The organism is Leifsonia sp. KNZ12-8B (genome assembly GCF_056755495.1).
Window position 1 is genome coordinate 34,795 of record NZ_JBPGXM010000001.1, and the last position, 22,063, is coordinate 56,857.

17 protein-coding genes are annotated in these 22,063 nt (G+C 70.3%); 10 read left to right on the forward strand and 7 right to left on the reverse strand.

Annotation, left to right across the window (positions count from 1 at the left end):
• Positions 1 to 174: 174 nt before the first annotated feature.
• From ACR9ZG_RS00140 to ACR9ZG_RS00160, 5 genes are all read left to right on the forward strand, one after another.
• On the forward strand, positions 175 to 1,128 hold the full coding sequence (locus tag ACR9ZG_RS00140; RefSeq protein WP_481282786.1) for a carbohydrate ABC transporter permease: 954 nt from the start codon (positions 175 to 177) through the stop codon (positions 1,126 to 1,128).
• Positions 1,125 to 1,949 (forward strand): carbohydrate ABC transporter permease, encoded by an 825-nt coding sequence (locus ACR9ZG_RS00145; RefSeq protein WP_481282787.1) that lies wholly within the window; start codon positions 1,125 to 1,127, stop codon positions 1,947 to 1,949. The genes ACR9ZG_RS00140 and ACR9ZG_RS00145 overlap by 4 nt, the downstream gene beginning before the upstream one ends.
• Positions 1,950 to 2,029: 80 nt before the next feature.
• Positions 2,030 to 3,301, forward strand: coding sequence for an ABC transporter substrate-binding protein (locus ACR9ZG_RS00150; protein WP_481282788.1), 1,272 nt, complete (start codon positions 2,030 to 2,032; stop codon positions 3,299 to 3,301).
• Between the two features lie 60 nt (positions 3,302 to 3,361).
• On the forward strand, positions 3,362 to 4,447 hold the full coding sequence (locus tag ACR9ZG_RS00155; protein ID WP_481282789.1) for a LacI family DNA-binding transcriptional regulator: 1,086 nt from the start codon (positions 3,362 to 3,364) through the stop codon (positions 4,445 to 4,447).
• A 21-nt stretch (positions 4,448 to 4,468) separates the two neighbouring features.
• A complete protein-coding gene (locus ACR9ZG_RS00160) occupies positions 4,469 to 6,493 on the forward strand; it encodes a hypothetical protein (protein ID WP_481282790.1) in 2,025 nt (674 codons plus the stop codon).
• A gap of 27 nt (positions 6,494 to 6,520) precedes the next feature.
• Here ACR9ZG_RS00160 and ACR9ZG_RS00165 read toward each other — a convergent pair whose 3' ends face one another.
• On the reverse strand, positions 6,521 to 7,183 hold the full coding sequence (locus tag ACR9ZG_RS00165) for a TetR/AcrR family transcriptional regulator (RefSeq protein WP_481282791.1): 663 nt from the start codon (positions 7,181 to 7,183) through the stop codon (positions 6,521 to 6,523).
• Positions 7,184 to 7,394: 211 nt separating this feature from the next.
• On the opposite strand from ACR9ZG_RS00165, the gene ACR9ZG_RS00170 reads away from it, so the two are divergent.
• The 3 genes from ACR9ZG_RS00170 (at position 7,395) to ACR9ZG_RS00180 (ending at position 10,898) form a co-directional block, all read left to right on the forward strand.
• Positions 7,395 to 8,861 (forward strand): MFS transporter, encoded by a 1,467-nt coding sequence (locus ACR9ZG_RS00170; RefSeq protein WP_481282792.1) that lies wholly within the window; start codon positions 7,395 to 7,397, stop codon positions 8,859 to 8,861.
• Between the two features lie 91 nt (positions 8,862 to 8,952).
• Positions 8,953 to 10,050: a serine hydrolase domain-containing protein gene (locus tag ACR9ZG_RS00175; protein ID WP_481282793.1), complete on the forward strand. Its 1,098-nt coding sequence runs from the start codon at positions 8,953 to 8,955 to the stop codon at positions 10,048 to 10,050.
• 65 nt (positions 10,051 to 10,115) lie between these two features.
• Positions 10,116 to 10,898 (forward strand): IclR family transcriptional regulator, encoded by a 783-nt coding sequence (locus tag ACR9ZG_RS00180; protein WP_481282794.1) that lies wholly within the window; start codon positions 10,116 to 10,118, stop codon positions 10,896 to 10,898.
• Positions 10,899 to 10,988: 90 nt separating this feature from the next.
• On the opposite strand, the gene ACR9ZG_RS00185 is transcribed toward ACR9ZG_RS00180, so the two are convergent.
• The 6 genes from ACR9ZG_RS00185 to ACR9ZG_RS00210 form a co-directional block, all read right to left on the reverse strand.
• On the reverse strand, positions 10,989 to 13,031 hold the full coding sequence (locus tag ACR9ZG_RS00185; protein WP_481282795.1) for a hypothetical protein: 2,043 nt from the start codon (positions 13,029 to 13,031) through the stop codon (positions 10,989 to 10,991).
• A gap of 134 nt (positions 13,032 to 13,165) precedes the next feature.
• Positions 13,166 to 13,840 carry an SDR family NAD(P)-dependent oxidoreductase gene (locus ACR9ZG_RS00190; RefSeq protein ID WP_481282796.1) on the reverse strand — a complete coding sequence of 225 codons (675 nt, stop codon included), beginning with the start codon at positions 13,838 to 13,840 and terminating at the stop codon, positions 13,166 to 13,168.
• On the reverse strand, positions 13,837 to 14,883 hold the full coding sequence (locus tag ACR9ZG_RS00195; protein WP_481282797.1) for a zinc-dependent alcohol dehydrogenase: 1,047 nt from the start codon (positions 14,881 to 14,883) through the stop codon (positions 13,837 to 13,839). The genes ACR9ZG_RS00190 and ACR9ZG_RS00195 overlap by 4 nt, the downstream gene beginning before the upstream one ends.
• Positions 14,880 to 15,740 carry a fumarylacetoacetate hydrolase family protein gene (locus ACR9ZG_RS00200; protein WP_481282798.1) on the reverse strand — a complete coding sequence of 287 codons (861 nt, stop codon included), beginning with the start codon at positions 15,738 to 15,740 and terminating at the stop codon, positions 14,880 to 14,882. The genes ACR9ZG_RS00195 and ACR9ZG_RS00200 overlap by 4 nt, the downstream gene beginning before the upstream one ends.
• 7 nt (positions 15,741 to 15,747) lie before the next feature.
• On the reverse strand, positions 15,748 to 16,644 hold the full coding sequence (locus tag ACR9ZG_RS00205) for an SMP-30/gluconolactonase/LRE family protein (RefSeq protein WP_481282799.1): 897 nt from the start codon (positions 16,642 to 16,644) through the stop codon (positions 15,748 to 15,750).
• A complete protein-coding gene (locus ACR9ZG_RS00210) occupies positions 16,641 to 17,438 on the reverse strand; it encodes an IclR family transcriptional regulator (protein ID WP_481282800.1) in 798 nt (265 codons plus the stop codon). The genes ACR9ZG_RS00205 and ACR9ZG_RS00210 overlap by 4 nt, the downstream gene beginning before the upstream one ends.
• A 74-nt stretch (positions 17,439 to 17,512) precedes the next feature.
• On the opposite strand from ACR9ZG_RS00210, the gene ACR9ZG_RS00215 reads away from it, so the two are divergent.
• Both ACR9ZG_RS00215 and ACR9ZG_RS00220 read left to right on the forward strand, forming a co-directional pair.
• Positions 17,513 to 19,228 (forward strand): IlvD/Edd family dehydratase, encoded by a 1,716-nt coding sequence (locus tag ACR9ZG_RS00215; protein WP_481282801.1) that lies wholly within the window; start codon positions 17,513 to 17,515, stop codon positions 19,226 to 19,228.
• Complete coding sequence (locus ACR9ZG_RS00220; RefSeq protein ID WP_481282802.1) at positions 19,137 to 22,052, forward strand: FAD-binding and (Fe-S)-binding domain-containing protein; 2,916 nt, start codon at positions 19,137 to 19,139, stop codon at positions 22,050 to 22,052. Before ACR9ZG_RS00215 ends, ACR9ZG_RS00220 begins: the two co-directional genes overlap by 92 nt.
• Positions 22,053 to 22,063 lie beyond the last annotated feature (11 nt).

A 22,063-nucleotide genomic window follows, 5' to 3' on the forward strand; every position in this document is an offset into this window, starting at 1 on the left:
GGTCAGCATCTCACGGATCCCCCGCCCCCGGCGCCGGCTTGCGCAAAACGGCCCTCTCCCGTGGTAGGGGCGGTCACCCTCGTCCTACCATCGTCTAAATGCTAATAATCCGAACACCGGTCCAAATAATGGAATCCGGATCGGGCACGTCAGCGATCGGAAAAGAAGTCAACGATGACCACAGCAACCAACGATGCGGTCGAGTCGGCGGTGCGGCCGCCGAACGCCGAGCCGCGTAAGGCCGCCCGGCGCCCGCGCCGGAACAGCGTCGGCGCGAAACTGTGGTGGTTCGTGCTCCCCGCAGCGGCGATCTACATCTACGTCGTCCTCGCCCCCACGTTCCAGGGAATCGGCTCGGCCTTCACCAACTGGTCGTTCTCCAACCCGGAAGCGGCCTTCACGGGCCTGGACAACTTCGCCAAGATCTTCCAGTCGGACGCGGGACCCGCCGCGCTGCGCACGCTCTTCATCGCCTTCGTCACGGTGGTACTGCAGAACGTGATCGGGCTCGGGCTGGCGCTCCTTCTCACCGGACGGATCGCCGGCCGGAACATCCTGCGGACGATCATCTTCGCGCCGATGGTCGTCTCGGCCCTCGTCGTCGGCTACCTCTTCAAATTCATCTTCGGACCGCCCGGGATCGGCGCGATCAACCTCGTGCTCGACTCGCTCGGGCTGGCGCAGGTCGACTTCCTCGGGAACCCGACCTCGGCCCTGTGGATCATCATCGTGACGATCGTCTGGCAGTTCACCGGCTCCACGATGATCATCTACCTCGCCGGCCTGCAGGGGGTGCCGGCAGAGCTGCTGGAGGCAGCCTCCCTCGACGGCGCCGGGTACTGGAAGCGGTTCTGGTTCGTCACCCGCCCGCTCCTGGCGCCGGCGATCACCATCAACCTCATGATCGGGCTGATCGGCGGACTCAAGATCTTCGACCAGATCTTCTCCATCACCGGCGGAGGCCCTGGCGGCCAGACGCAGACGATCTCGACGCAGATCTACCAGATCTTCAGCCAGTTCGGCGAGTGGGGAGAGGCTGCGGCGTTCGCCCTGGTGCTCGCCGTGGCGGTCGGCGTGCTCTCGTTCATCCAGTTCTCGGTTCTTCGTCGGCAGGAGCGCAACTCATGAGAAGCAGCCTCGGCGCCCGCATCGGCTCCCACACTCTCGCCTACGGGGTGACGATCGTCTTCCTCATCCCCGTCTACATCCTGGTGAACCTGGCGCTCCGCCGACCGGACGACCTGACATCCGGGCTCCTCCCGACCCTCCGGCCGACGTTCGACAACTTCGCCGGCGCCTGGAACGGCTCACCGCTGCCGGGGTCGATCATCACCAGCCTGATCGTGACGAGCGTGTCGTGCATCGTCGTGCTGGCGTTCGCGACGATGGCCGCGTACCCGCTGGCGCGGTCCACCGCCCGGCTCTCGAACGCGGTCTTCTACTTCTTCCTCATCGGGCTGCTGCTCCCCTTCCAGCTCGCCCTCATCCCGCTCTACATCCAGATGCGCGACCTCGGACTGCTCGGGAGCCTCTGGTCCCTCGTGATCGTGTACGCGGGTGTGCAGCTGCCCTTCTCGATCTTCCTCATCACGACGTTCATCCGGTCCAGCGTTCCCACGGAGTACGAGGAGGCGGCGCAGATCGACGGGTGCAGCCCGGTCCGGACGTTCTGGCACGTCGTGGTGCCGCTTCTGCGGCCGGTGCTCGGGACCTGCCTCATCCTGAACGCGGTGGGCATCTGGAACGACTTCTTCACCCCGCTGATCTACCTGTCGGGCAGTGACCAGGTCACGATCCCGATGGCGATCTACCAGTTCGTCGGGCAGTACACCAGCAACTGGCCGCTCATCTTCGCTTCGCTGATCATCTCGATGATCCCCGTCCTCGCCCTGTACCTGATCTTCCAGCGGTACGTCATCCAGGGCTTCGCGGGCGGCCTCAAGGGCTGACAGCGGCACCTCGTCCGGCGGCCTCTGCGCCGGGCCATCCCCAATCACAGCACGACCCGACACAGACAAGGACAAGATCGATGAAGATCAAGAATCGCGTGGCAGCGACCGCGGTCGTCGCACTCGCGGCGGTCTCGCTCTCCGCCTGCTCGAGCGGCAGCAGCTCCGACACCGCCGACAGCGGCAAGATCGGCGGCACCCTGACCGGAATCTTCTCCAGCGTGTTCAAGCCCACCTACGAGAAGATCGCGAAAGACTTCGAGAAGAAGTACCCCGACGTCACCGTGAAGTTCAACTACCAGGGAGGCGACGTCGGCGCCCTGGTCATGACGCAGCTCCAGGGCGGCACCGCACCCGACATCCTGACGTCCTTCCCGGGCGGCGACGCCTCCGACAACGCCGACACCGTCGCGGCGCTCGCCGCGCACGACCGCATCGTCCCGGTGACGGCGAGCTGGACGGACCAGATCCCGAAGGCGTGGGACACCTCGTTCAACTACGAGGGCAAGACCTACGCCTACCCGGGCGCCCTGCAGCCGCTCTCGGCGATCTACAACAAGAGCAAGCTGGATGAGCTCGGGCTGAAGATCCCCACGACGCTCGACGAGGTCTATCAGCTCTGCGATGACGCGAAGGCCAAGGGCGTCTACGCCTACGCGCAGGGGCTCGACGCCTCGACCCAGGGGCCGCAGTTCCTGACCTTCGCGCAGAACGCGACGCTGATCGACGGCCCGAACCCCGAGTTCGCGAACGAGCTGGCCAGCGGCAAGACGACCTACCCGGACTCGCCGTACGTGAAGCAGTTCCAGATCTACCAGAAGATGTTCAAGGACGGCTGCTTCGGCGAGGGGTCGATCGGGCGCACCCGCGACCAGGGGGCCACCGCGGTCTCGGCAGGGCAGGCACTGGGGATCGTGGACGTCGGCGCGGTCCTCACCTCGCTCGAGCAGCAGGCGCCGGACTCCACGTTCGTCATCTCGGCGATGCCCGCCACGAACGACGGCAAGAGCTACATCACCGCACTTCCCGGGTTCGTCAACACGATCAACGCGAAGGCGAAGAACCCGGCGACGGCGCAGGCCTTCATCGAGTTCATGGGAAGCCCGGAGGCGTCGCTCACCTATGCCGAGGGGTTCAACTCCGTACCGGTGCTCCCGAACGACAAGTACAAGGCGCCGGCCCAGCTCGAGGACTTCGCTGCGCTGATCGCCGACAACAAGTTCGCGCCGCTGGAGACGCTGCAGGCCGAGGTGCAGGCGGCCCTCAACGAGTCGGTCCAGTCGATGCTGCTCGGCAACGACACCCCCAAGGGCGTCGCCGAGAAGCTGCAGGCGGTCTACAAGAAGCCGTGACGGCAACCGGACGGGGTGCCGCCGATGGCGGCGCCCCGTCCGGCGTCAGGAGGCAGCGACATGGCTGAACCGACGGGCAGCGTGACCCTGCGGGATGTCGCCCGGGCCGCGGGCGTATCCATCTCGACCGCGTCGCGGGCACTCGCCGGGCGGGGCGATCTGACCCCGGTGACCCGCCGCACCGTCGTCAGCGTGGCGGGCGAGCTCGGGTACCGGCCCGGCCCGAGGAGTCATCGCCGGCAGAGCGAACTCGATCCGCGGCTCATCGAGCTCGTCCTCGGGACCTTCGACGGCCCCTGGACGAGTTCCGTCGTCGCCGGCACCAGGAAGGCCGCTTTCGCGAGCGGATACGATCTGGTGCTCACGATCGAGCGCGAGGACGCGGAGGACGACTGGCCGGCACGCATCGCGCGCCGACGCCCCTCCGGAGTCATCCTCGGCGTCATCACGCCCACCCGCGCCCAGCTTCAGGAGCTGGCCGACGCACGCGTCCCGATCGTGCTGCTCGACCCGATGGCCGATCCTCACGGTGAGCTGCCCAGCGTCGGAACGACCGACTGGCAGGGCGGATACGACGCGGGAGCGCATCTGGCCGCGTCCGGTGTGCGGCGTTTCGTCTTCGTCGCGGGCGTTCCCCGGTACCGGTTCGGGAGGGCCAGGGAAGAGGGTTTCCGGGCCGCCATCCACGACTCGTGCGACGACGCGATGATCGTCAGGATCGACGGCGAATGGGGAGCTGCCGATGTCACGAAGGAGTTCGCGGCTGCGGTGGGCAGGACCGGGACGCCGGTGGGCGTCTTCGCGAGCAATGACGAACTCGCGCTGGCCGTCTACCGCGCCGCCCATCGGCTGGGGCTGACCGTCCCCGACGACGTCGGCGTGGTCGGATTCAACGACGAGCGACGCGCGGCGGCCGCCTGGCCGCCGCTGACCTCCGTCCGGCAACCGCTTCAGGCGATGACCAGCCGTGCCGTGCAGCTGCTGAGCGAGTCCCCCTCGGCGCAGACGCTCCCGTATGAGCGGGTCGAGGTCGCATCGCAGCTGATCGTCCGGCAGTCGACGCTGCCCGTCGATCCGGCGAATACTCCTATTCACTCAAGTTTAGGATTGACGCGGGCGACGTCGAAATCTAGGCTTCGAGGGTGACCTCGACGAGGAGTAGCGAGCATGACTGACACCATCACCGGGTTCCGGATCGAGGACGAGCTCTTCCGGGAGCCCTACATCGACATCGACGAGGAGCGCTCGGAGCCGGTTCCGCACCGGTACGTGCACGGCGGATTCACCGGGACCGACACGCGGTTCTCGTTCTACTTCCCGCCGGCCGACGCCTACGAGGGGCGCTTCTACCAGCACATCACCCCCGTCCCGGAGAGCGAGCACCTCGCCCCCAGGCTCTCGGGCGAAGAGGACAAGATCGGCTTCTCGTTCTCCTCCGGCGCCTTCTTCGTCGAGACGAACGGCGGAGGCGCTCCCGATCTGCGCGAGGTGCAGCTCGACAACGACCCCACCATCGGGGCGTACCGGTCGCACGCCGCCGCGGCGCTCTACGCCAAGACGGTCGCGCAGGCGGTCTACGGACCGCACCGCACCTACGGCTACGCGTTCGGCGGATCCGGCGGCGGCTTCCGGACGATCGGCGCGGCCGAGAACACCCGCGACGTGTGGGACGGCTTCGTTCCGTACGTGATCGGGAGCCCGGTCGCGATCCCCAACGTCTTCACGGTCCGGATGCACGCGATGCGCGTTCTGCGGGACGTGCTCGACGACGTCGTCGATGTCGTCGAGCCCGGGTCCGGCCGCACGATCGACGACGTCCTCTCCGGCGAGCAGCGCGCCGCCTACGACGAGGCCACGAGGATGGGGTTCCCGCCCCGCGCCTGGTACGGGCACCGGACGATGGGGACCCAGGCGTTCGGCGTGCTCTACAAGTCGCTCGGGGCCATCGACCCGACCTACTACGACGACTTCTGGACCGTCCCCGGCTACCTCGGCGCGGATCCCGCCTCGTCCGTCCACCGTGACCGGGTGCGGCTCACGACCACGGTCAGCCGCGTCTACACGCGCCAGGAGGCGCTCGAGACGCGCCTGCTCGCGGGTCTCGTGAACGGGCCTTCCGGCGGCGTCGACGAGGCGTTCAAGGGCGCCGTCACCGGAGGGGACGTGGTCGTCGCCTTCCGCATCGCGGACGCGCCGCACACCGACCCGATGAACTCCGTCATCGCGGTGCGGACCGGCGCCGCCGCCGGGGTGGAGGCGACGAGCGCCGGCGTCGACGGCGATCTCGTCATCGTCGACTTCCCCGACCTGATCCCCGAGCTGCGGGAGCTGCGGGTCGGCGACGAGGTGAGCATCGACAACAGCAACCTGCTGGCCGCGCAGACCTATCACCGCCATCAGGTGCCCGGCCCGGAGTTCGCCGTCTGGGACCAGTTCCGGCTGCCTGACGGCTCACCGGCGTCTCCGCAGCGCCCGCTGCTGCTCGGGCCCATCATGTCGCGCGGGGCGTCCGGCACCGTCCAGTCCGGCGATATCGCCGCCAAGATGATCGTGGTCGAATCCCTGCACGACCGCGAGGCGTTCGCCTGGCAGGCCGACTGGTACCGCTCGAAGGTGCGCGAGCATCTCGGCGACGCCGCCGACGACTCCCTGCGGGTGTGGATGGTCGACCGCGCGCTGCACGGGGACGTGGCGTACCAGGAGCACCCGGCTCAGACGGTGAGCTATCTGGGCGTGCTCCACACGGCGCTCCGCCAGGTGGCGGCCTGGGCCGAGGAGGGCATCGCGCCGGCGCCCTCCACCGCGTACGAGGTCGCGGACGGGCAGATCGTCCTCCCGGCCGCGGCCTCCGACCGGGGCGGGGTCCAGCCGACGGTCATCCTCACCGCGAACGGCTCCGACCGTGCCGACGTCGCGATCGGGGAGGCGGTGCTCCTCCGGGCGGAGGCGGAGACGCCGACGCCTGCCACGCGCATCACCGAGCTGCACTGGGACGTCGACGACTCGGGGCGCTTCGGCGACCGGCAGCCGGTGGAGCCGGCGCGATCCGTCTTCGAGGAGCGACGGCACGTCTTCGACGAGCCGGGGACGTACTTCGTCACCGTGAGGGCCGTCGCCCGCGAGGACGAGAACGAGGAGTCGCCGTTCGGACGCATCCAGAACCTGGCCCGCGTCCGGGTCGTCGTGAGCTGACGGGGCGGCTCGCGCCGCCCAGGGCGCTCATGGGAGCTCGAGCATGCGGCGCTGCGCCTCCATGATGTCCTCGCCCGTGAGCATCCGGAGCCCGCGATCGAGGAGCCGGTTCGCGTCGATGGACGAGTCCACTCCGGCGAGCGATCCCAGGCCCTGCCACAGCGCGATGAACTGCGTCGCGACGTCGGCCGGGTCGAGCGCGGGGTGCACGCGGCCGGCCTTCTGCCGCGCCTCGAGGATGCGGGTGAAGATCCCCACCGCGCGGGCGTCGCGCTCCGCGAAGTACGCGGCGGCCGGATGCCCGGGGGTCATGGCCAGGCCCCGCACGAAGGCGGCGAGCCGCTCCCGCGGGCCGGCGTTGACGATGAGGGGGAAGGCGACCTGCTGCAGCAGCTCGTCCAGCGCCGCGGGGTCGATGTCCTGCTCCGCGGCGTCGGACTCCGGCCCGAAGCCGGACCCCTCGGCTGCGCGGTCGTCGAGCAGCGCGAGGGCGGCGAGCAGCAGGTGGTCCTTGGTCGGGAAGTGGTAGAGCACCGTCGCCTCGTTGGACCCCGAGCGTTCCGCGACGAGCGCCGTGGTCACCCCTTCGTATCCCCGCTCGTCCACGATCTGGAGGACGGCCTCGGCGATCGACTGGCGGCGCTCCAGGGATCGCGCGTACGGGCCGCGCTTGCTGCGGGTCTTGGTCATGCTCTTCACGATAGCCATCGCCATCCCTTGCGCAAATGCTGAGTGAATATGAGTTTTTGGATTGCGGCCGGTCGAGGCGCGTGCGTATCATCTCCGTACAGCGGCGATCCCGTACGCCGCGGTGGTGTCCAACGGAGGAACCGACATGACGACGTCGTCAACAACCGAACGATCCGCCCGACGCGAGGCGAAACGACTCGACCCGACCCGGGTGTCTTTCGGCACGCTCGTCGCGTGGTCGTCGTCGCACGCCTCGTATGCCGCCAATGTGCTGGTGCTGGGCTTCTTCACGATCTACTGCACGGACACGCTCCAGCTCTCGGCCCCGATCGTCGGCTTCCTCCTGCTGCTCAGCAGGTTCGTCGACGCCGCAGGCGCGCTCGTCGCGGGGTGGCTGGTCGATATCGCGCCGGAGACCCGCTTCGGGAAGGCGCGACCGTTCGACCTGGCGATCGTCGGCGTCTGGATCTTCACCGCGGTGATGTTCTCGGTTCCCGGCGGCCTCGGCGACGTGGCCAAGTACGTCTGGGTCTTCCTCTCCTACCTCCTCGTCACCGCGGTCTTCACCCCGCTGTTCAACGCGAATCAGCCGCTCTACATGGCGCGGGCGTTCGCGAGCAGGGACGTGTACACCAAGCTGTCGGCGCGGTCGGGCCTGATCGTCGGAGCGGTGGCCCTGCTCGCCGGCGTCTCCGTCCCGATCCTGGTCCAGCAGGCGGGCAAGACGCCGGAGGCGTGGTCGATCATCAGCATCTGCATCGCGGCCCCGCTCGCCCTGTTCGGCCTGCTGCGGTTCTTCACCATCAAGGAGGTCCGCAACACCGAGGCGGTCGACAGCCCGACCGTGAAGATGCGCGACGTCCTCCTCGTGCTGCGCACCAACCCGTACCTGTGGATGCTGTCCGGCATCACGCTGCTCGGGTCCGTGGTGGGCAGCGTCGGCGTCGGCGCGTACTACTTCCGCTACATCGTCGGCAATCTCGCGATCATGGGCATCTTCGGGATCGTCAACATCGTCGCGCTGCCCGTCCTCGCCCTCCTCCCTCCGCTGGTACGACGGTTCTCGGTGTCCCGTGTCATCGCCGCGTTCTCGCTGATCGGTGCGCTCGGCTTCTCGCTGTACTCGTTCGCCGGCGCGAACATCCCGCTGCTGCTCACCGCCGCGGTTCTGACGTCGGTCGGCGCACTGCCGGCGTCGTTCCTCGCCACGGTGCTCATCATCGACAACGCGACCTACAACGAGTGGAAGGGCAACCGCCGGCTGGAGAGCGTCGGCGGAGGAGTGCAGAGCTTCGCCCAGAGCGCCGGAAGCGGTCTGGCCGCGGGCCTGGCCGGCCTGGTGCTCGGCATCGTCGGCTACAACGGCGCGAACGACACGCAGTCCGCGACGGCGATCGGCGGGATCGTGCTGCTCATGAGCTGGATCCCGGCGGGCCTGAGCGTGCTCGTCTGCGTGATCGCACTCTTCTACCACCGGTTCGAGCGCCGGCTGCCCGAGCTCACCGAGCAGATCGAGTTCCGCAAGACCGGCGGCATCCCCGTCGGCTCGGTCCTGCTGGACCCGACGCAGGTCAACGCGAACACGAACTCCGCGCTCCTGGCGTCGGGTGAGGAGCTGGTCGGCGGCGTGGAGGCGAAGTTGCGCAAGCGTTCCAGGCGTCGCGGCGACCGTCGCTAGCTTCTGAGCAGCAGTCCATCGCATCGACCGAGAGGGTCAACGGATAACCACGTCGCAGAGCAGCACGATCGTCGAGACGGGATTCGGGCCGGTGGCCGACGCCTTCCTGTCCACCATCTCCGACGACACCAGCACCGGGGCCGCGTTGTCCATCTGGATCGACGGCGCTCCCGTGGTCGAGCTGTCGGCGGGCACCGCCGACCGCGAGACCGGGCGCCCGTTCGGGCCTGACACGCTCGCCACCGTCTACTCCTGCACGAAGGGGCTGGCGACCATCGTTGTCGGCAGGCTGCTGCAGGACGGGCGACTGCCCTCGCTCGACACCCCCATCACGGACGTCTGGCCGGAGTTCGGCGCGCACGGGAAGGGCGCGGCGACCATCGGCGACGCGTTGGCCCACCGGGCCGGCGTCGCGGCGCCCCGGGCGGACGTGGATCCGGTCGCCGGTCTGGACGAGCTGCTCGTGGCGGACCTCCTGGCCGCGCAGGAGCCGCTCTGGGAGGTTCCGAAGCACCACAACTATCACGCGATCACGCACGGCTCGATCACCGGGAAGCTCGTGCACAACGCCACGGGCGAGACCCTCGGCACCGTCTTCCGTCGGGAGGTCGCCGCGCCCCTCGCCGCGGACACGTGGATCGGGCTTCCGCCGGAGGAGGACGATCGCGTCGCCCGGATCGTCGACGACACCGCGCCCGAGACTCCGGATCCGTCGGTGGACGCCGAGACCCGGTTCTGGGGCGAGCGCATCGGCGGATTCCTCGGGCCGCTCCCGCTCCGACGGGCTCCCGGCGTCGAGCCCTTCTACCGGTACGAGCTCTCGGGAGCGGGCGGCACCTCGACGGCGTCTGGTCTCGCGCGCATCTATTCGAGCACCGTCGTGGACACCGGCGGTGTGCGCCTCCTCGAACCGGAGACGGTGGACGCGCTGCGCTCCCGGCGAAGCGGGGGTGCGCCCTACTTCGTGACGGGTCCCGCGCCGTATCAGAGCTTCGGGGCCGGCTTCATGATCCCGAGCGACTGGGACCCCTACCTCTCGGCGTCGTCCTTCGGGCACGACGGAGCCGGGGGGCAGGTCGCCTTCGCCGACATCGATGCCAGGCTCGGCTTCGCCTATGTGACCAACGAGTGGGGCGACTGGCAGCGCGGCATCGCCGTGACACGCGCCCTCGCACGCGTGCTGGGGTGAGCCGGGCAGCGTCCTGACCGGGGACGGGTAACCTTTTTCTTCTAGCGAAGAAAGAGGAGCGACTCGTGCCCGAAGCTGAGGGCGACGCCAAGCTGGTCGGCGCCGATCGTGTGCTCGCCGTGCTCGTCGCGTTGGCCGAGCGGCCGGAGGGCGCGACGCTCGACGAGCTGTCGCGTGCGGTCGACAGCTCGAAGCCGACGGTGCACCGGGCGCTGGCGGCGCTGCGCCGGGCCGGCCTCGCGGCGCAGGTGTCCCGCGGGTCGTACGTCGTCGGCGACGAGCTGATCCGGCTCGCGCTGCGCAACCACGCGGCGCGGCCCGACGCCGTGCGGGTCACCCCGATCCTCCAGGCTCTCGTCGACCGCTATGCGGAGACGGCGCACTTCGCCGTCCTCGAAGGCCCGGAGGTCGTCTACCGCGCGAAGATCGACCCGCCCCAGGGAGCCGTCCGGTTGACCTCCGAGGTCGGTGGGCGCAACCCCGCGTACCGGACCGCGGTCGGGAAGCTGCTGCTGAGTCGTCGGCTGCGGAGCCGGGAGGAGCTGGCCGAGTGGCTCGCCGGCCGGCCGCTGGAGCCTCGGACGCCGCATTCGATCACCACGGTGTCCGCGCTGTGGGAAGACCTCCAGGCGACGCGCGAACGTGGGTACGCGCTCGACGACCAGGAGAACGAGCTGGGCGTGAACTGCGTCGCCGTCCCGTTGGAGGACGACATCGCCGGCGTCGACGGCGCGATCAGTGTCAGCGCGCTCACGTTCCGGATGCCGCTGGACCGGCTCGTCGCAGAGGTGCCGAACATCGTGCGGATCGTCCAGTCGCCCCAGGGCTCGCTGGTGGCTGCTTCCTGACGAACGGAGGGGGGGGGGGGGGGGGGGGGGGGGGGGGGCGCCCCCCCCCCCCCCCCCCCCCCCCCCCTCCTCGTCAGCGCGTCCCTGAGCTCAATGGACCACGACGCGGATGCGGTCGAGGTTGCCGATCAGCGCGAACGGCTGCGATGCGTCGCCGTCGCGCTGCGAGTACACGCGGACGGCGGCGTAGTACGTGCCCGGCTTGGCGTAGCGGAACGAACCGTCGACGGTGACGACGGGCTTCGACGGACCGAACGGTGCGGGGCTGTACGTGCCCGTGCCTTCGTAGTCCCACTCGACACGCACGACGGAGCCGTAGCCGGGCGGGACCTGGACCTTCGCCGTGAGGGACACCGTCTGGCCGGCCCGGACGTCGACCCGATCGGCGCCGCGGGAGGTCAGGTCGACGCTCGGCTGGATCCCTCTGCGCTGGGCGGCGTTCGTGCCGACGCCGATCTGCGCGTCGTCGGTGACCGTGTGCTTCGTGGATGCGGCGGGCGCCACTCCACGCTCCACCCAGGCAGCGAGGTCGCGCAGCGCCTGCTCCACGAAGCCGCTGTAGGACACCACCCGCGTGGGGTCGACGCCGACGTGGTCGGCCGACTCGAAGTACCAGAGCCGGAACGAGTCGTCGTATCGCGAGCCCAGCGCCGCGCGGACCCGCTGGCTGTACCAGTCCGCCTGCCACGGGTAGGAGTCGACATCGAGCAGGTCGTCGACGGCGATGACCTTGGCCGTGATCCTGCCGGTGTAGCCCGCTCCTCCGGAGACCGAGCTGGAGATGAACTCTCCGAGCCGGACCGCCCGGACCGGGAGCTTCGGCGTGCCGTCGGGGTTGCGGTACTGGTCCCAGGCGTGGATGTCGAGTGCCGTCGGCGTCTGATAGCGGTGGTAGGCGAACAGCGCCAGCTGCCAGGAGTTGTCGACGTGCACGATCCCCCCGGGCTGCAGCAGCGCCCGCGTCGCCGCGTCCACGGCGCCGAGGGTCACGGTCTTCGTCTTCGTGTCGAGGGTGCCGGCCACCGGGCGCGCCGTGCCCTGGGCATCGGAGACCGAGAAGTCGACGCCGTTGAGGTTGGTGACCGCCGGCGCGTCGGAGAGCGTGATCCCGGTGACGGCACCCGAGGCGTCCTGCTGCACCGCGGCGATGGTGACGTCCTTCTGGAAGCGGGCGGCCCGGAAGTAGTCGCCGAGAGCGGAGCGTTCGGTGCCGAGGTACCCCGGCGCGCTCCAGAAGTCGGCGGCGTAGGTCGGGTCGATCGCCCGGACGGTGGATCCGAAGCCGAGCAGGCCGTCCGTGGTGCTCAGTCCGAGCAGGTAGTCCGGGTCGGCCCACCCCGCGAGCGGCAGCCCGAGCCGGGTGACCTCCCGGAGCACCGACGCCTGGAGCGCGTCGAGTCCCGCGTACGGATTGCCGTCGCCGCCCGGGCGCACGGCGTCCGCGATCCGTTCCGCCGCGCCCTCGAGGACGAACCGGGCGTAGGCGCGGATGAAGAAGGTGTTGGGGATGGCCATGGGCGAGCCCATCACGATGGGCACGGCGCCGTCCCAGATGCCGCTGGTGTTCTCGACGGCGCCGATCGTGGGGAAGGAACCGCCGCTGGCGCCGTACAGGTAGCCGTAGATCCGCCGGTCCGTCCGGTAATACGACGCCGCGACCGTCTTCGCGAACTTCGCGAGCGCCGCCTCCTGGCGATATCCGCCCGAACCCGCGGCGGTGACGGTGTAGGCGCCGCTGGCGGCACCGAACGCGACGTCCTCGGGAGGAGCCTCCGCCGTCTGCGTGGGATAGGTCTTCTGGAAGAAGCGACCCTTCCAGACGCTCTTCTGCGGCAGGGAGATCGTGAAGGCGGTGCCTCCGATGCGTCCGCTGACGCGGTGGTGCGGGACCGGGGCCGTCTCGTCGGTCTCGCTGGTGATCTGCGGATCGCTGTAGCCGGGGTCGACGCAGGTGGCGTCGATCTGCCACGCGCCGCCCACCTGGGTGCACGCGACCGGTTCGGCCGCGGCGGCCGCGGTGGCCGGGAACGCTGCCAGCGCGAGCGCGGCGATCGCCGCCAGCGCCCCCGCCCGGGCCGGCAGGCTGCGGCGGCCGCCGCGGTCTCGTGCCGGATGTGTCGTGATGCTCGTCATGCCACTCCTTCGTTCAACGTCGTCGTTGACCGAGACCGCGTCATGCGCGGACCGGTGTGGAGTCACCGTAACGTCGGTTTCGATAGTCGCAAATTAGTTGCGCTAATCGGAAAGAGGGGACTTGCGCCCGGCGCTCAATAGGTGGCGCGACCGCCGCTGATGTCGTACACGGCGCCCGTGGAGAAGCTGACGGCGTCCGAGGTCAGGAACTCCACCAGGGAGGCGACCTCGTCCGGCCGGCCGACCCGCTTCATCGGGATCAGGCTGGTGATGTGCTCGAGCACCTCCGGAGCCGTGTCGTCGTTCATCGGCGTCGCGAAGACGGCGGGTGCGATCGCGTTGACGAGCACGCCGGTGGTGGCGAGCTCCTTGCCGGCGGACTTGGTCAGCGCGATCACCGCCGCCTTGGACGCCGAGTAGATCGACAGGTTGGGGTTGCCGTCCTTCCCGGCCATGCTGGCGAAGTTCACGACCCGCCCCCACCCGCGGTCCACCATGCCGGGCACGAAGGCGCTCATGGTGGCGACGGTGCCGATGACGTTGACGTCGAGGACCCGGCGCCACTCATCCGGGGCAGTGCTCAGCAGCGGTTTGTTCGGGCCGACGATCCCGGCCGAGTTCACCAGGACGTCGACGGGCCCGATGCGCTGCGCCGCAGCCGCGAGCGCAGCCGTGTCGGTCACGTCCAGCCGGATGTCGGCGTCGCCGTCGATGTCCACGGTGTGCACGGTCAGCCCGCGCTCCCGGAGGCGGGCCGCGGTCGCGGCTCCGAGGCCCCGGGCTCCGCCCGTGACGACTGCTGTTCTCATCGGCTGTTCCTCTCTGTGGGGCGCGCCGGCGCGCCCGAGATGGTGATGTGGGTCTTCGGGCCGCCGCCCGGCGGGGTGGGGCTGTCGCCCGCGAGGACCGCGGCCAGCTGCTCGAGGCCGACGACCTGGGAGACCAGCGGGCGCGGATCGACCGAGCCGTCGGCGAAGGCGGCGATCGCGCCGTCGAGTCCCTGGCTGCCGCCCAGGATCCCGACCGCGGTGACGTCTTTGAGAGCGAGGGAGCGGGTGTCGATCAGGCTCGGGCTGCCGGCCAGGCCGACGTACACCACGCGCTTGCCCGGCTCCACGAGCTCGAGGGCCTTCGCCGGGAGGGAGGGCGCGTTGGAGGCGTCGACGACGGCGTCCCACGGGAGGTCCGGCAGGGTCTCCTCGGTCCAGACATCGTCGAAGCCGAGGGTTCGGGCGAAGGCGAGGGACCGCTCGCTGCGCCCCATCAGGTGCACCTCTGCGCCGGCGGCGCGCGCGAACATCGCGACGAGCAGCCCGATCGAGCCGAGGCCGAGCACGAGGGCGCGGTCGCCCGGCCTCAGCCCGGCCGCCCACACCGAGCGCAGCGCATTGCCCGCGGGCTCCACGAGGGCGCCGCTCGCGTCGTCCACCGCATCGGGCAGCGCGTGCAGATAGCCGGCGGGGTAGGCGAGCCGTTCGGCCAGCGCGCCCGCGCGTCCGCCACGGATGCCGAGCTCGGTGCGGTCCTCGCACACGTGGTGCCGGCCGTCGAGGCAGCGGCGGCACTGCCCGCAGCCGATCATCGTGTCGCCGGTGACCCTGGCGCCGACCCATCTCGGATCGACACCATCGCCGACCGCGGTCACCACGCCCATCCACTCGTGGCCGAGCCGGATCGGGAACCGCGCGTGACCCTCCTGCAGGTACTGCATCTCACCCGTGTAGAACTCGATGTCGGTGCCGCAGACGCCCGCCCGCCTGACGTCGATCAGCACTTCGCCGGGGCCGGCCGTCGGCTCGGGGACCTCCTCCACTCCGGCGTCGTGCGGCGCGCGGACGACGAAGGCTCTCATCGGGGTGCGATGACGGTCTGACGCTGGACGCCGAGCCCGTCGATGCCGAGCTCCATCACGTCGCCGGCCTGCAGCCAGATCTCCGGGCGGAAGCCCATCCCGACCCCGGGCGGGGTGCCCGTGTTGATGAGGTCGCCTGGCTCGAGCACCAGGAACTGGCTGATGTAGTGGACGATGACGTACGGGTCGAAGATCATCGTGGCCGTCGACCCGGTCTGCCGACGGACGCCGTTGACGTCCAGCCACATGCCGAGGGCGTTCACGTCGGCCACCTCGTCCTTCGTGACGAGGTACGGGCCGGCCGGGTTGAACGTCTCGGCGGATTTGCCCTTGAGCCACTGGCCGCCGCGCTCCATCTGGAAGGCGCGCTCGGAGACGTCGTTGACCAGGGTCCATCCGGCGATGTGGTCGCGGGCCTGGTCCACGGAGTCGAGGTAGCTGGTCCGCTTGCCGATCACGATGCCGAGCTCGACTTCCCAGTCCGGCTTGGTGGAACCGCGCGGGATGCGCACGTCGTCGTTGGGCCCGACCAGCGTGTTCGGCGACTTGGTGAAGAGGATCGGCTCCGACGGCACGGCCTGGCCCGTCTCTGCGGCGTGGTCGGAGTAGTTGAGGCCGACGCAGATGATCTGGTGCGGCCGGGCGATCGGGGCGCCGATGCGACGGCCGTCGAGCTGCTCGACCTCTCCGCGCTCGATCCGCTGCGCGACCACCGGGCGGATGGTGGCGATCCCGTCGTGGGCGAAGAACGCCTCGTCGAAGTCCAGGACGACATCCGACAGGTCGACGTAGCTGTGGTCGTCGACCAGCACGGCGGGCTTCTCAGCGCCGAACGCGCCGATGCGAAGGAGTTTCATGCTTCCTCTACTCGATGACGGTGGGATCGGGGAGGCCCGCCCACAGGGGTTGGGGGAGTCCGCGGACTCCCGGCGTGAGGGTGAAGAGCCGCCCCGAGAGGGGGAACTCGGCGAGCTGGCCGTCGTCCAGGTCCTGGGTGGCGGTGGTGATCACGAGCGTGTCGAGATCAGGGCCGGCGAACCCGACGCTGGAGGTGTGCGGCGCCGGCACGGAGACGGTCCGGACGAGCCGGCCGTCCGGTGCGTAGCGGCGGACCTCGCCGAGCCCCCACATGGCGATCCAGAGGTGGGACTCCGCGTCGATCGTCATCCCGTCCGGATAGCCCTCCTCGACGGTGAGGAAGAGCTCTCGCGGACCGGTGCCGCCGGTCGAGACGTCGTAGCTGCGCCGGTACACGACCCGCCGCTCCGTGTCGATGCTGTACAGGACGCTGCCGTCCTCGGTCCAGGCCAGGCCGTTGGAGAGGGTGAGGTCGTCGTCGATGACGCGCGTGCTTCCGTCCGGACCGATCTGGAGGAGCTGCTCGCTCGCGGACGGCCCGTCCAGCGACAACGTCCCCACCACGAAACGGCCGGCCGGGTCGGGCTTCCCGTCGTTGAAGCGTCGCTGCCCGTTGATCAGAGGGGCGAGCGGGTGGATGCGACCGTCCAGGTCGATCACGATCAGCCGGTGTCCGCCCGCGACCAGGCATTCGCCCCGCTCGGAGACGGCGACGGCCCCCGCGGTGTCGTGGACGGCGACGCGGTCGACGACCTCGATCGTGCCGTCGTCGAGGAGGATGCCGGCCATGACCGTGCCAGTGCGGATGTCGACCCAGAGGAGGCGGGATCTCACGGGGTCCCACACCGGTCCCTCGCCCAGGAGACAGGGATCGGCCGTCGCGGTGACCAGCTGCTCGCTCATGCGCCCTTCTCCCAACCGCCCGTCGGCTGCGCGACGATGCGCCGGATGTCGTCGGCCGCGGCGACCAGCGTCGCCAGCGGCGTCCGGTAGGCCACGGCGCTCACGCTCACGGCACCCGATGGTGTGGAGGGAGAGCCCAGGTAGACCGGGACGGCGAGGCAGTTGATACCCGCCTCATTCTCCTGATCGTCCACCGCGTAGCCGCGCGCGCGGGTCTCGATCAGCCGCTCGTGGAGCTCCTCCGCGGTGGTGGCCGTCGTCGCCGTGCGGCGTTCGAGCGTGCGATCCCCGATCCACTCCCGCACGTCGCTCAGGGTGTGCAGGCGGGTCGCGAGCAGCGCCCTGCCGACGCCGGTGCAGTGAGCGGGGTTCCGGCCGCCGACGGTGGAGGTCAGCCGGACGGCGCCGCCGCTCGGGTCGACCTTGTCGCGGTAGACCACGTCGGTGCCGTCGAGCACCGCGAAATGGATGGTCTCGCCGAACCGTGCGGCGAGCCGGTCGAGGACGGGGCGCACGCGGATGTGTTCCGGGCGCGCTTCGTGATGGGCGAAGGCCAGGCGGAGGAACTCGTCGCCGAGGATGTAGTGGCCGCGGCCGTCCTGTGCGGCGAGGCCCGAGCGCTTCAGCGCCGCGAGCGCCCGGTGCACGGTCGCCTTGGGGTGCCCGGTGCGCTGCACCATCTCCTCCAGTGAGGCGCCGGCGGGGAACCGGGCCAGCTCGATGAGCACGGCCAGCACGCGATCGGTGCCGACGAGGCGCTCTTCGCCCTCGAGCGCCGTCGGTGTGCGTGGCATTGGTGTCCTCCTCGTCGATCGCCTATGCTAGCAACAGTTTCACTATACAGATCACAATTCCGAAAGTTGGAACAATGGCGTCGACTCTTCGCAGTTCGGAGTGGTACTCCGGAGACGACCGCAACTCCTACATCCACCGGGCGTGGATGCGGCGCGGAGTTCCGCACGACTTCGACGACCGACCGCAGATCGCCATCGCCAACACCGCCTCCGATCTCACACCGTGCAACGCGCACCTGACCGAGGTTGCGCAATCGGTGAAGAACGGGATCTACGAGGCAGGCGGCATCCCCCTCGAACTCCCCGTGGTGTCACTGGGCGAGACCCAGGTGCGCCCCACCGCGATGCTGTGGCGGAACATGGCCGCGATGGCCACCGAGGAGATGCTGCGCGCCAATCCCATCGACGGTGTCGTGCTGCTCGGCGGCTGCGACAAGACCATCCCGTCGCTGCTGATGGCGGCGGCCTCGGTCGACCTCCCCGCGGTGGTCGTCCCGGGCGGGCCGATGCTCACCGGTCACTTCCGGGGAGAGGTGCTCGGGTGCGGCACGGACGTCTGGCGGCTCAGCGAAGAGGTCCGTGCCGGCACCCTCAGCGAGCAGCAGTTCCTGAAGTCCGAATCCTCGATGATCCGCAGCAAGGGGCACTGCAACACGATGGGGACGGCGTCGACCATGGCGCTGGTCGCCGAGGCGCTCGGCACCGTGCTGCCGGGCCTCGCCGGGACGCCCGCGCCGGACAGCCGCCTGCTCGAGGCGGCGCACGAGACCGGCCGGCTCGCCGTGCAGCTCGTCGCCGACGATCGCCGTCCGAGCAGCTTCCTCACTCCCGCCAGCTTCCACAACGCGATCGTGGCGCTCGCCGCGATCGGCGGCTCCACCAACGCGGTCGTCCACCTCCTCGCGATCGCCGGACGCCTGGGCATCGAGCTGACCATCGACGACTTCGACCGGATCGGCGCCGAGGTGCCGCTCCTCGTCAACCTGCAGCCGGCCGGCCGATACCTCATGGACGACCTCCAGCGCGCAGGAGGCTTCCTCGCCGTGCTGCGGGAGGTGCGCGACCTGCTCGATCCGACGGCGCTGACGATCACCGGGCGGCCGCTCGTGGACTACCTCGACGACGCGCGCATCTGGGACGAGGACGTCATCACCCCGCGGGCGAACCCGCTCCAGCCCGCCGCAGGGATCAGCGTGCTGCGCGGCTCCCTCGCGCCGGGCGGCGCCATCATCAAGCCGGCCGCGGCGTCGCCGCACCTCCTCAAGCACCGCGGCAGGGCGGTCGTGTTCGACAGCATCGAGGACTTCCACGCCAGGATCGACGACCCGGAGCTGGACATCGACGAGAACTCCGTGATGGTGCTCCGCGGGTGCGGCCCCAAGGGCTACCCCGGGATGCCGGAGGTGTCGAACATGCCGCTGCCGAAGAAGCTGCTGGAGCGGGGGGTCCGCGACATGGTCCGCATCTGCGACGGCCGCATGTCGGGGACCGCGTACGGCACGGTCATCCTGCACGTGACGCCGGAGGCCGCGGCCGGCGGCCCGCTCGCCATCGTGCGGACCGGCGACTGGATCGAGCTCGACGTGCGGAATCGGCGCCTCGACCTCGACGTCCCGGCCGAGGAACTGGCGCTGCGCGTGCCCAACGACGCGACGACGAACGGGTACGCGAACCCTCGCCGCGGGTGGGAGCGGCTCTATGTCGACCACGTCCTCCAGGCCGACCGGGGCGCCGACCTCGACTTCCTGGTCGGATCGAGCGGATCGACGGTGTCCCGTGAGTCGCACTGAGGCGGGCGGCTCGACGCGCCCGCGGCTGGCCCCGGTCGATGCGGCGCTCGTCGCCGCGATCGAGGCGGTCGGCAGCGGTGTCGCCGCGCGGGCGACCGACCGGCTGGCCTCCGCCCATGACGCGTCGCACTACCTCCTCACCCCGCAGCTGGTCGCTTCGCCGTCGTCCGCGGAGCAGGTGGCCGGGCTGTTCCGGGCGAGCCGCGAGCAGGGCGTGCCGATGACCTTCCGCTCGGGCGGCACCAGCCTCAGCGGACAGGCCGGGACCTCCGGCATCCTGGTCGACACGCGGCGGCACTTCCGCTCCATCGAGGTGCACGACGACGGTCGCCGCGTGACGGCCGGCCCCGGTGCGACGGTCCGCCTGGTGAACGCCCGCCTGGCCAGGCACTCCCGCAAGCTGGGCCCCGACCCGGCGAGCGAGATCGCCTGCACGATCGGCGGAGTCGTCGCGAACAACTCCAGCGGCATGGCCTGCGGCATCGTGGCCAACACCTATCGCACGCTGCGATCGGCCGTGCTCGTCCTGCCGAGCGGCAGCATCCTCGACACCGGTGCCGAGGATGCGGAGGCGACCCTGCGCGCGGCGGAGCCCGGGCTCGTCGCCGGCCTGGAGCGGTTGCGCGACCGGGTGCGCGGCAACCCCGCGTCGGTCGAGCGCATCCGGTCGCTGTACGCGATCAAGAACACGATGGGATACGGGCTCAATTCGTTCCTCGACCACGATCGGCCGGTCGACATCCTCGAGCACCTGGTGATCGGCAGCGAAGGCACCCTCGCGTTCGTCGCCGAGGCGACGTTCGACACGATCCCCGTCAAGCCGCACGTCGCGACCGGGCTCCTGCTGTTCCCCGACCTGGCGTCCGCCACCGCGGCGCTCCCCGAGCTCGTGGCGGCGGGCTTCGCCACCATCGAGCTCCTCGATGCGACCAGCCTCCGGGTCGCGCAGCGCGACCAGGAGGCCACCGAGGAGCTGCGCGCGCTCACGGTGGTCGACCACGCGGCCCTGCTGGTGGAGTATCAGGAGACGACGGCCGCGGAGCTGGCCGGCCGTCTGGCGGCCACGACCGCACTGTTCGACGGTCTGGACCTCGCCGCGCCCGGTGAGCTCAGCTCGGACGCCGGCCGCCGCGCGCAGCTGTGGCACCTCAGGAAGGGTCTCTACACGCTGGTCGCCGGGAACCGTCCCTCCGGCACCACCGCCCTTCTCGAAGACATCGCCGTGCCCGTCGAACGCCTCTACGAGACGTGCCAGGAGCTCACGCGGCTGTTCGACCGCCACGGCTACGAGGACTCCGTCATCTTCGGGCACGCGAAGGACGGCAACATCCACTTCATGCTCAACGAGCGGTTCGACGACCCGCGCATGCTCGCCCGCTACGAGGCGTTCACCGAGGAGATGGTCGAGCTCGTCCTCGCCCAGGGCGGGACGTTGAAGGCCGAGCACGGCACCGGCCGCATCATGGCGCCCTTCGTGCGACGCCAGTACGGCGACGAGCTCTACGACGTCATGGTCGAGGTGAAGCGGCTGTTCGATCCGGCGGGCCTGCTGAACCCCGGCGTCCTGCTGAACGAGGATCCGGACGTCCACATCCGTGACCTGAAGACCGCGCCGACCGTCGAGGAGGAGGTGGACCGCTGCGTCGAGTGCGGCTACTGCGAGCCGGTCTGCCCGAGCCGCGACCTCACGCTCACGCCGCGCGAGCGCATCGTGCTGAGACGGGAGCTCGCCGCGGCGGAGGCCGCAGGAGACGATCGACTGGCGCGCGAGCTGAAGCAGCAGTACGAGTACGACGGCGTCCAGACCTGCGCGGTCGACGGCATGTGCCAGACCGCCTGCCCGGTGCTGATCAACACCGGCGACCTGGTCCGGCGGCTGCGCGCCGAGAGCGCAGGGGCCGTCGCGCAGGCGGGGTGGAAGGCCGCGGCCACGGGCTGGGGCACCGCCAGCGCGGTCGGGGGCATCGCCATGACGGTCGCCGATGCGCTGCCGACGGCGCTTCCCCGGGCGGCCACGGCCGTGGGGCGGGCCGTGCTCGGCGCCGATGTCGTCCCCTCCTACTCCGCCGACCTGCCGAGGGGCGGGCGCAGGCGCGAGGTGATCCGTGCGGACGACCCGGTCGCCGTCTACTTCCCGAGCTGCACCAACACGATGTTCGCCCCGGTCGGCGCGTCGGGCGTGGGGGAGTCCTTCCTGCGCCTGTGCGAACGCGCGGGGGTGGCGGTGTCGACGCCGGAGGACATCCCGGCGCTGTGCTGCGGCACCCCGTGGAAGTCCAAGGGGATGACCGACGGCTATGCCGTGATGAAGGACCGGGTCCGCGAATCCCTCCGCAAGGCGACCCGCGACGGAGCGATTCCCGTGGTCTCCGACGCCTCGTCCTGCACCGAAGGGCTGCGGGTGCTGCTGGACGCGGCCGGGGAAGCGGGTATCGCGGTGATCGACGCCGTCGCCTTCGTGGACGCCGAGGTCCTCCCGAAGCTGCCCCCGAGCGAGAACAAGATCGCCTCGGTCGTGCTGCACCCGACCTGCTCCGCCGTGCACCTGGGGCTGGAGGGCGCCCTGCGACGGGTGGGCGCGGCTGCCGCAGAGACGGTCGTCGTGCCAGACGGGTGGAGCTGCTGCGGTTTCGCGGGCGACCGCGGGATGCTGCACCCCGAGCTGACGGCCTCCGCGACCCGACGGGAAGCCGAGGAAGCCGTCGACGCGGACGGCGCCGCCTACGCGTCCTCGAACCGGACGTGCGAGCTGGGGATGACGCGGGCGACCGGCCGCGAGTACGAGCACATCCTCCAGGTGCTGGATCGTGCGACGTGGGAGTGACGCTCGCGAGC

Coding starts and splice junctions, on each gene's coding strand:
- ACR9ZG_RS00150 (WP_481282788.1), top strand. CDS start 2,030: ATGAAGATCAAGAATCGCGTGGCAGCGACCGCGGTCGTCGCACTCGCG.
- ACR9ZG_RS00140 (WP_481282786.1), top strand. CDS start 175: ATGACCACAGCAACCAACGATGCGGTCGAGTCGGCGGTGCGGCCGCCG.
- ACR9ZG_RS00160 (WP_481282790.1), top strand. CDS start 4,469: ATGACTGACACCATCACCGGGTTCCGGATCGAGGACGAGCTCTTCCGG.
- ACR9ZG_RS00145 (WP_481282787.1), top strand. CDS start 1,125: ATGAGAAGCAGCCTCGGCGCCCGCATCGGCTCCCACACTCTCGCCTAC.
- ACR9ZG_RS00185 (WP_481282795.1), bottom strand. CDS start 13,031: ATGACGAGCATCACGACACATCCGGCACGAGACCGCGGCGGCCGCCGC.
- ACR9ZG_RS00195 (WP_481282797.1), bottom strand. CDS start 14,883: ATGAGAGCCTTCGTCGTCCGCGCGCCGCACGACGCCGGAGTGGAGGAG.
- ACR9ZG_RS00190 (WP_481282796.1), bottom strand. CDS start 13,840: ATGAGAACAGCAGTCGTCACGGGCGGAGCCCGGGGCCTCGGAGCCGCG.
- ACR9ZG_RS00200 (WP_481282798.1), bottom strand. CDS start 15,740: ATGAAACTCCTTCGCATCGGCGCGTTCGGCGCTGAGAAGCCCGCCGTG.
- ACR9ZG_RS00210 (WP_481282800.1), bottom strand. CDS start 17,438: ATGCCACGCACACCGACGGCGCTCGAGGGCGAAGAGCGCCTCGTCGGC.
- ACR9ZG_RS00215 (WP_481282801.1), top strand. CDS start 17,513: ATGGCGTCGACTCTTCGCAGTTCGGAGTGGTACTCCGGAGACGACCGC.
- ACR9ZG_RS00165 (WP_481282791.1), bottom strand. CDS start 7,183: ATGACCAAGACCCGCAGCAAGCGCGGCCCGTACGCGCGATCCCTGGAG.
- ACR9ZG_RS00205 (WP_481282799.1), bottom strand. CDS start 16,644: ATGAGCGAGCAGCTGGTCACCGCGACGGCCGATCCCTGTCTCCTGGGC.
- ACR9ZG_RS00155 (WP_481282789.1), top strand. CDS start 3,362: ATGGCTGAACCGACGGGCAGCGTGACCCTGCGGGATGTCGCCCGGGCC.
- ACR9ZG_RS00220 (WP_481282802.1), top strand. CDS start 19,137: ATGTCGACCACGTCCTCCAGGCCGACCGGGGCGCCGACCTCGACTTCC.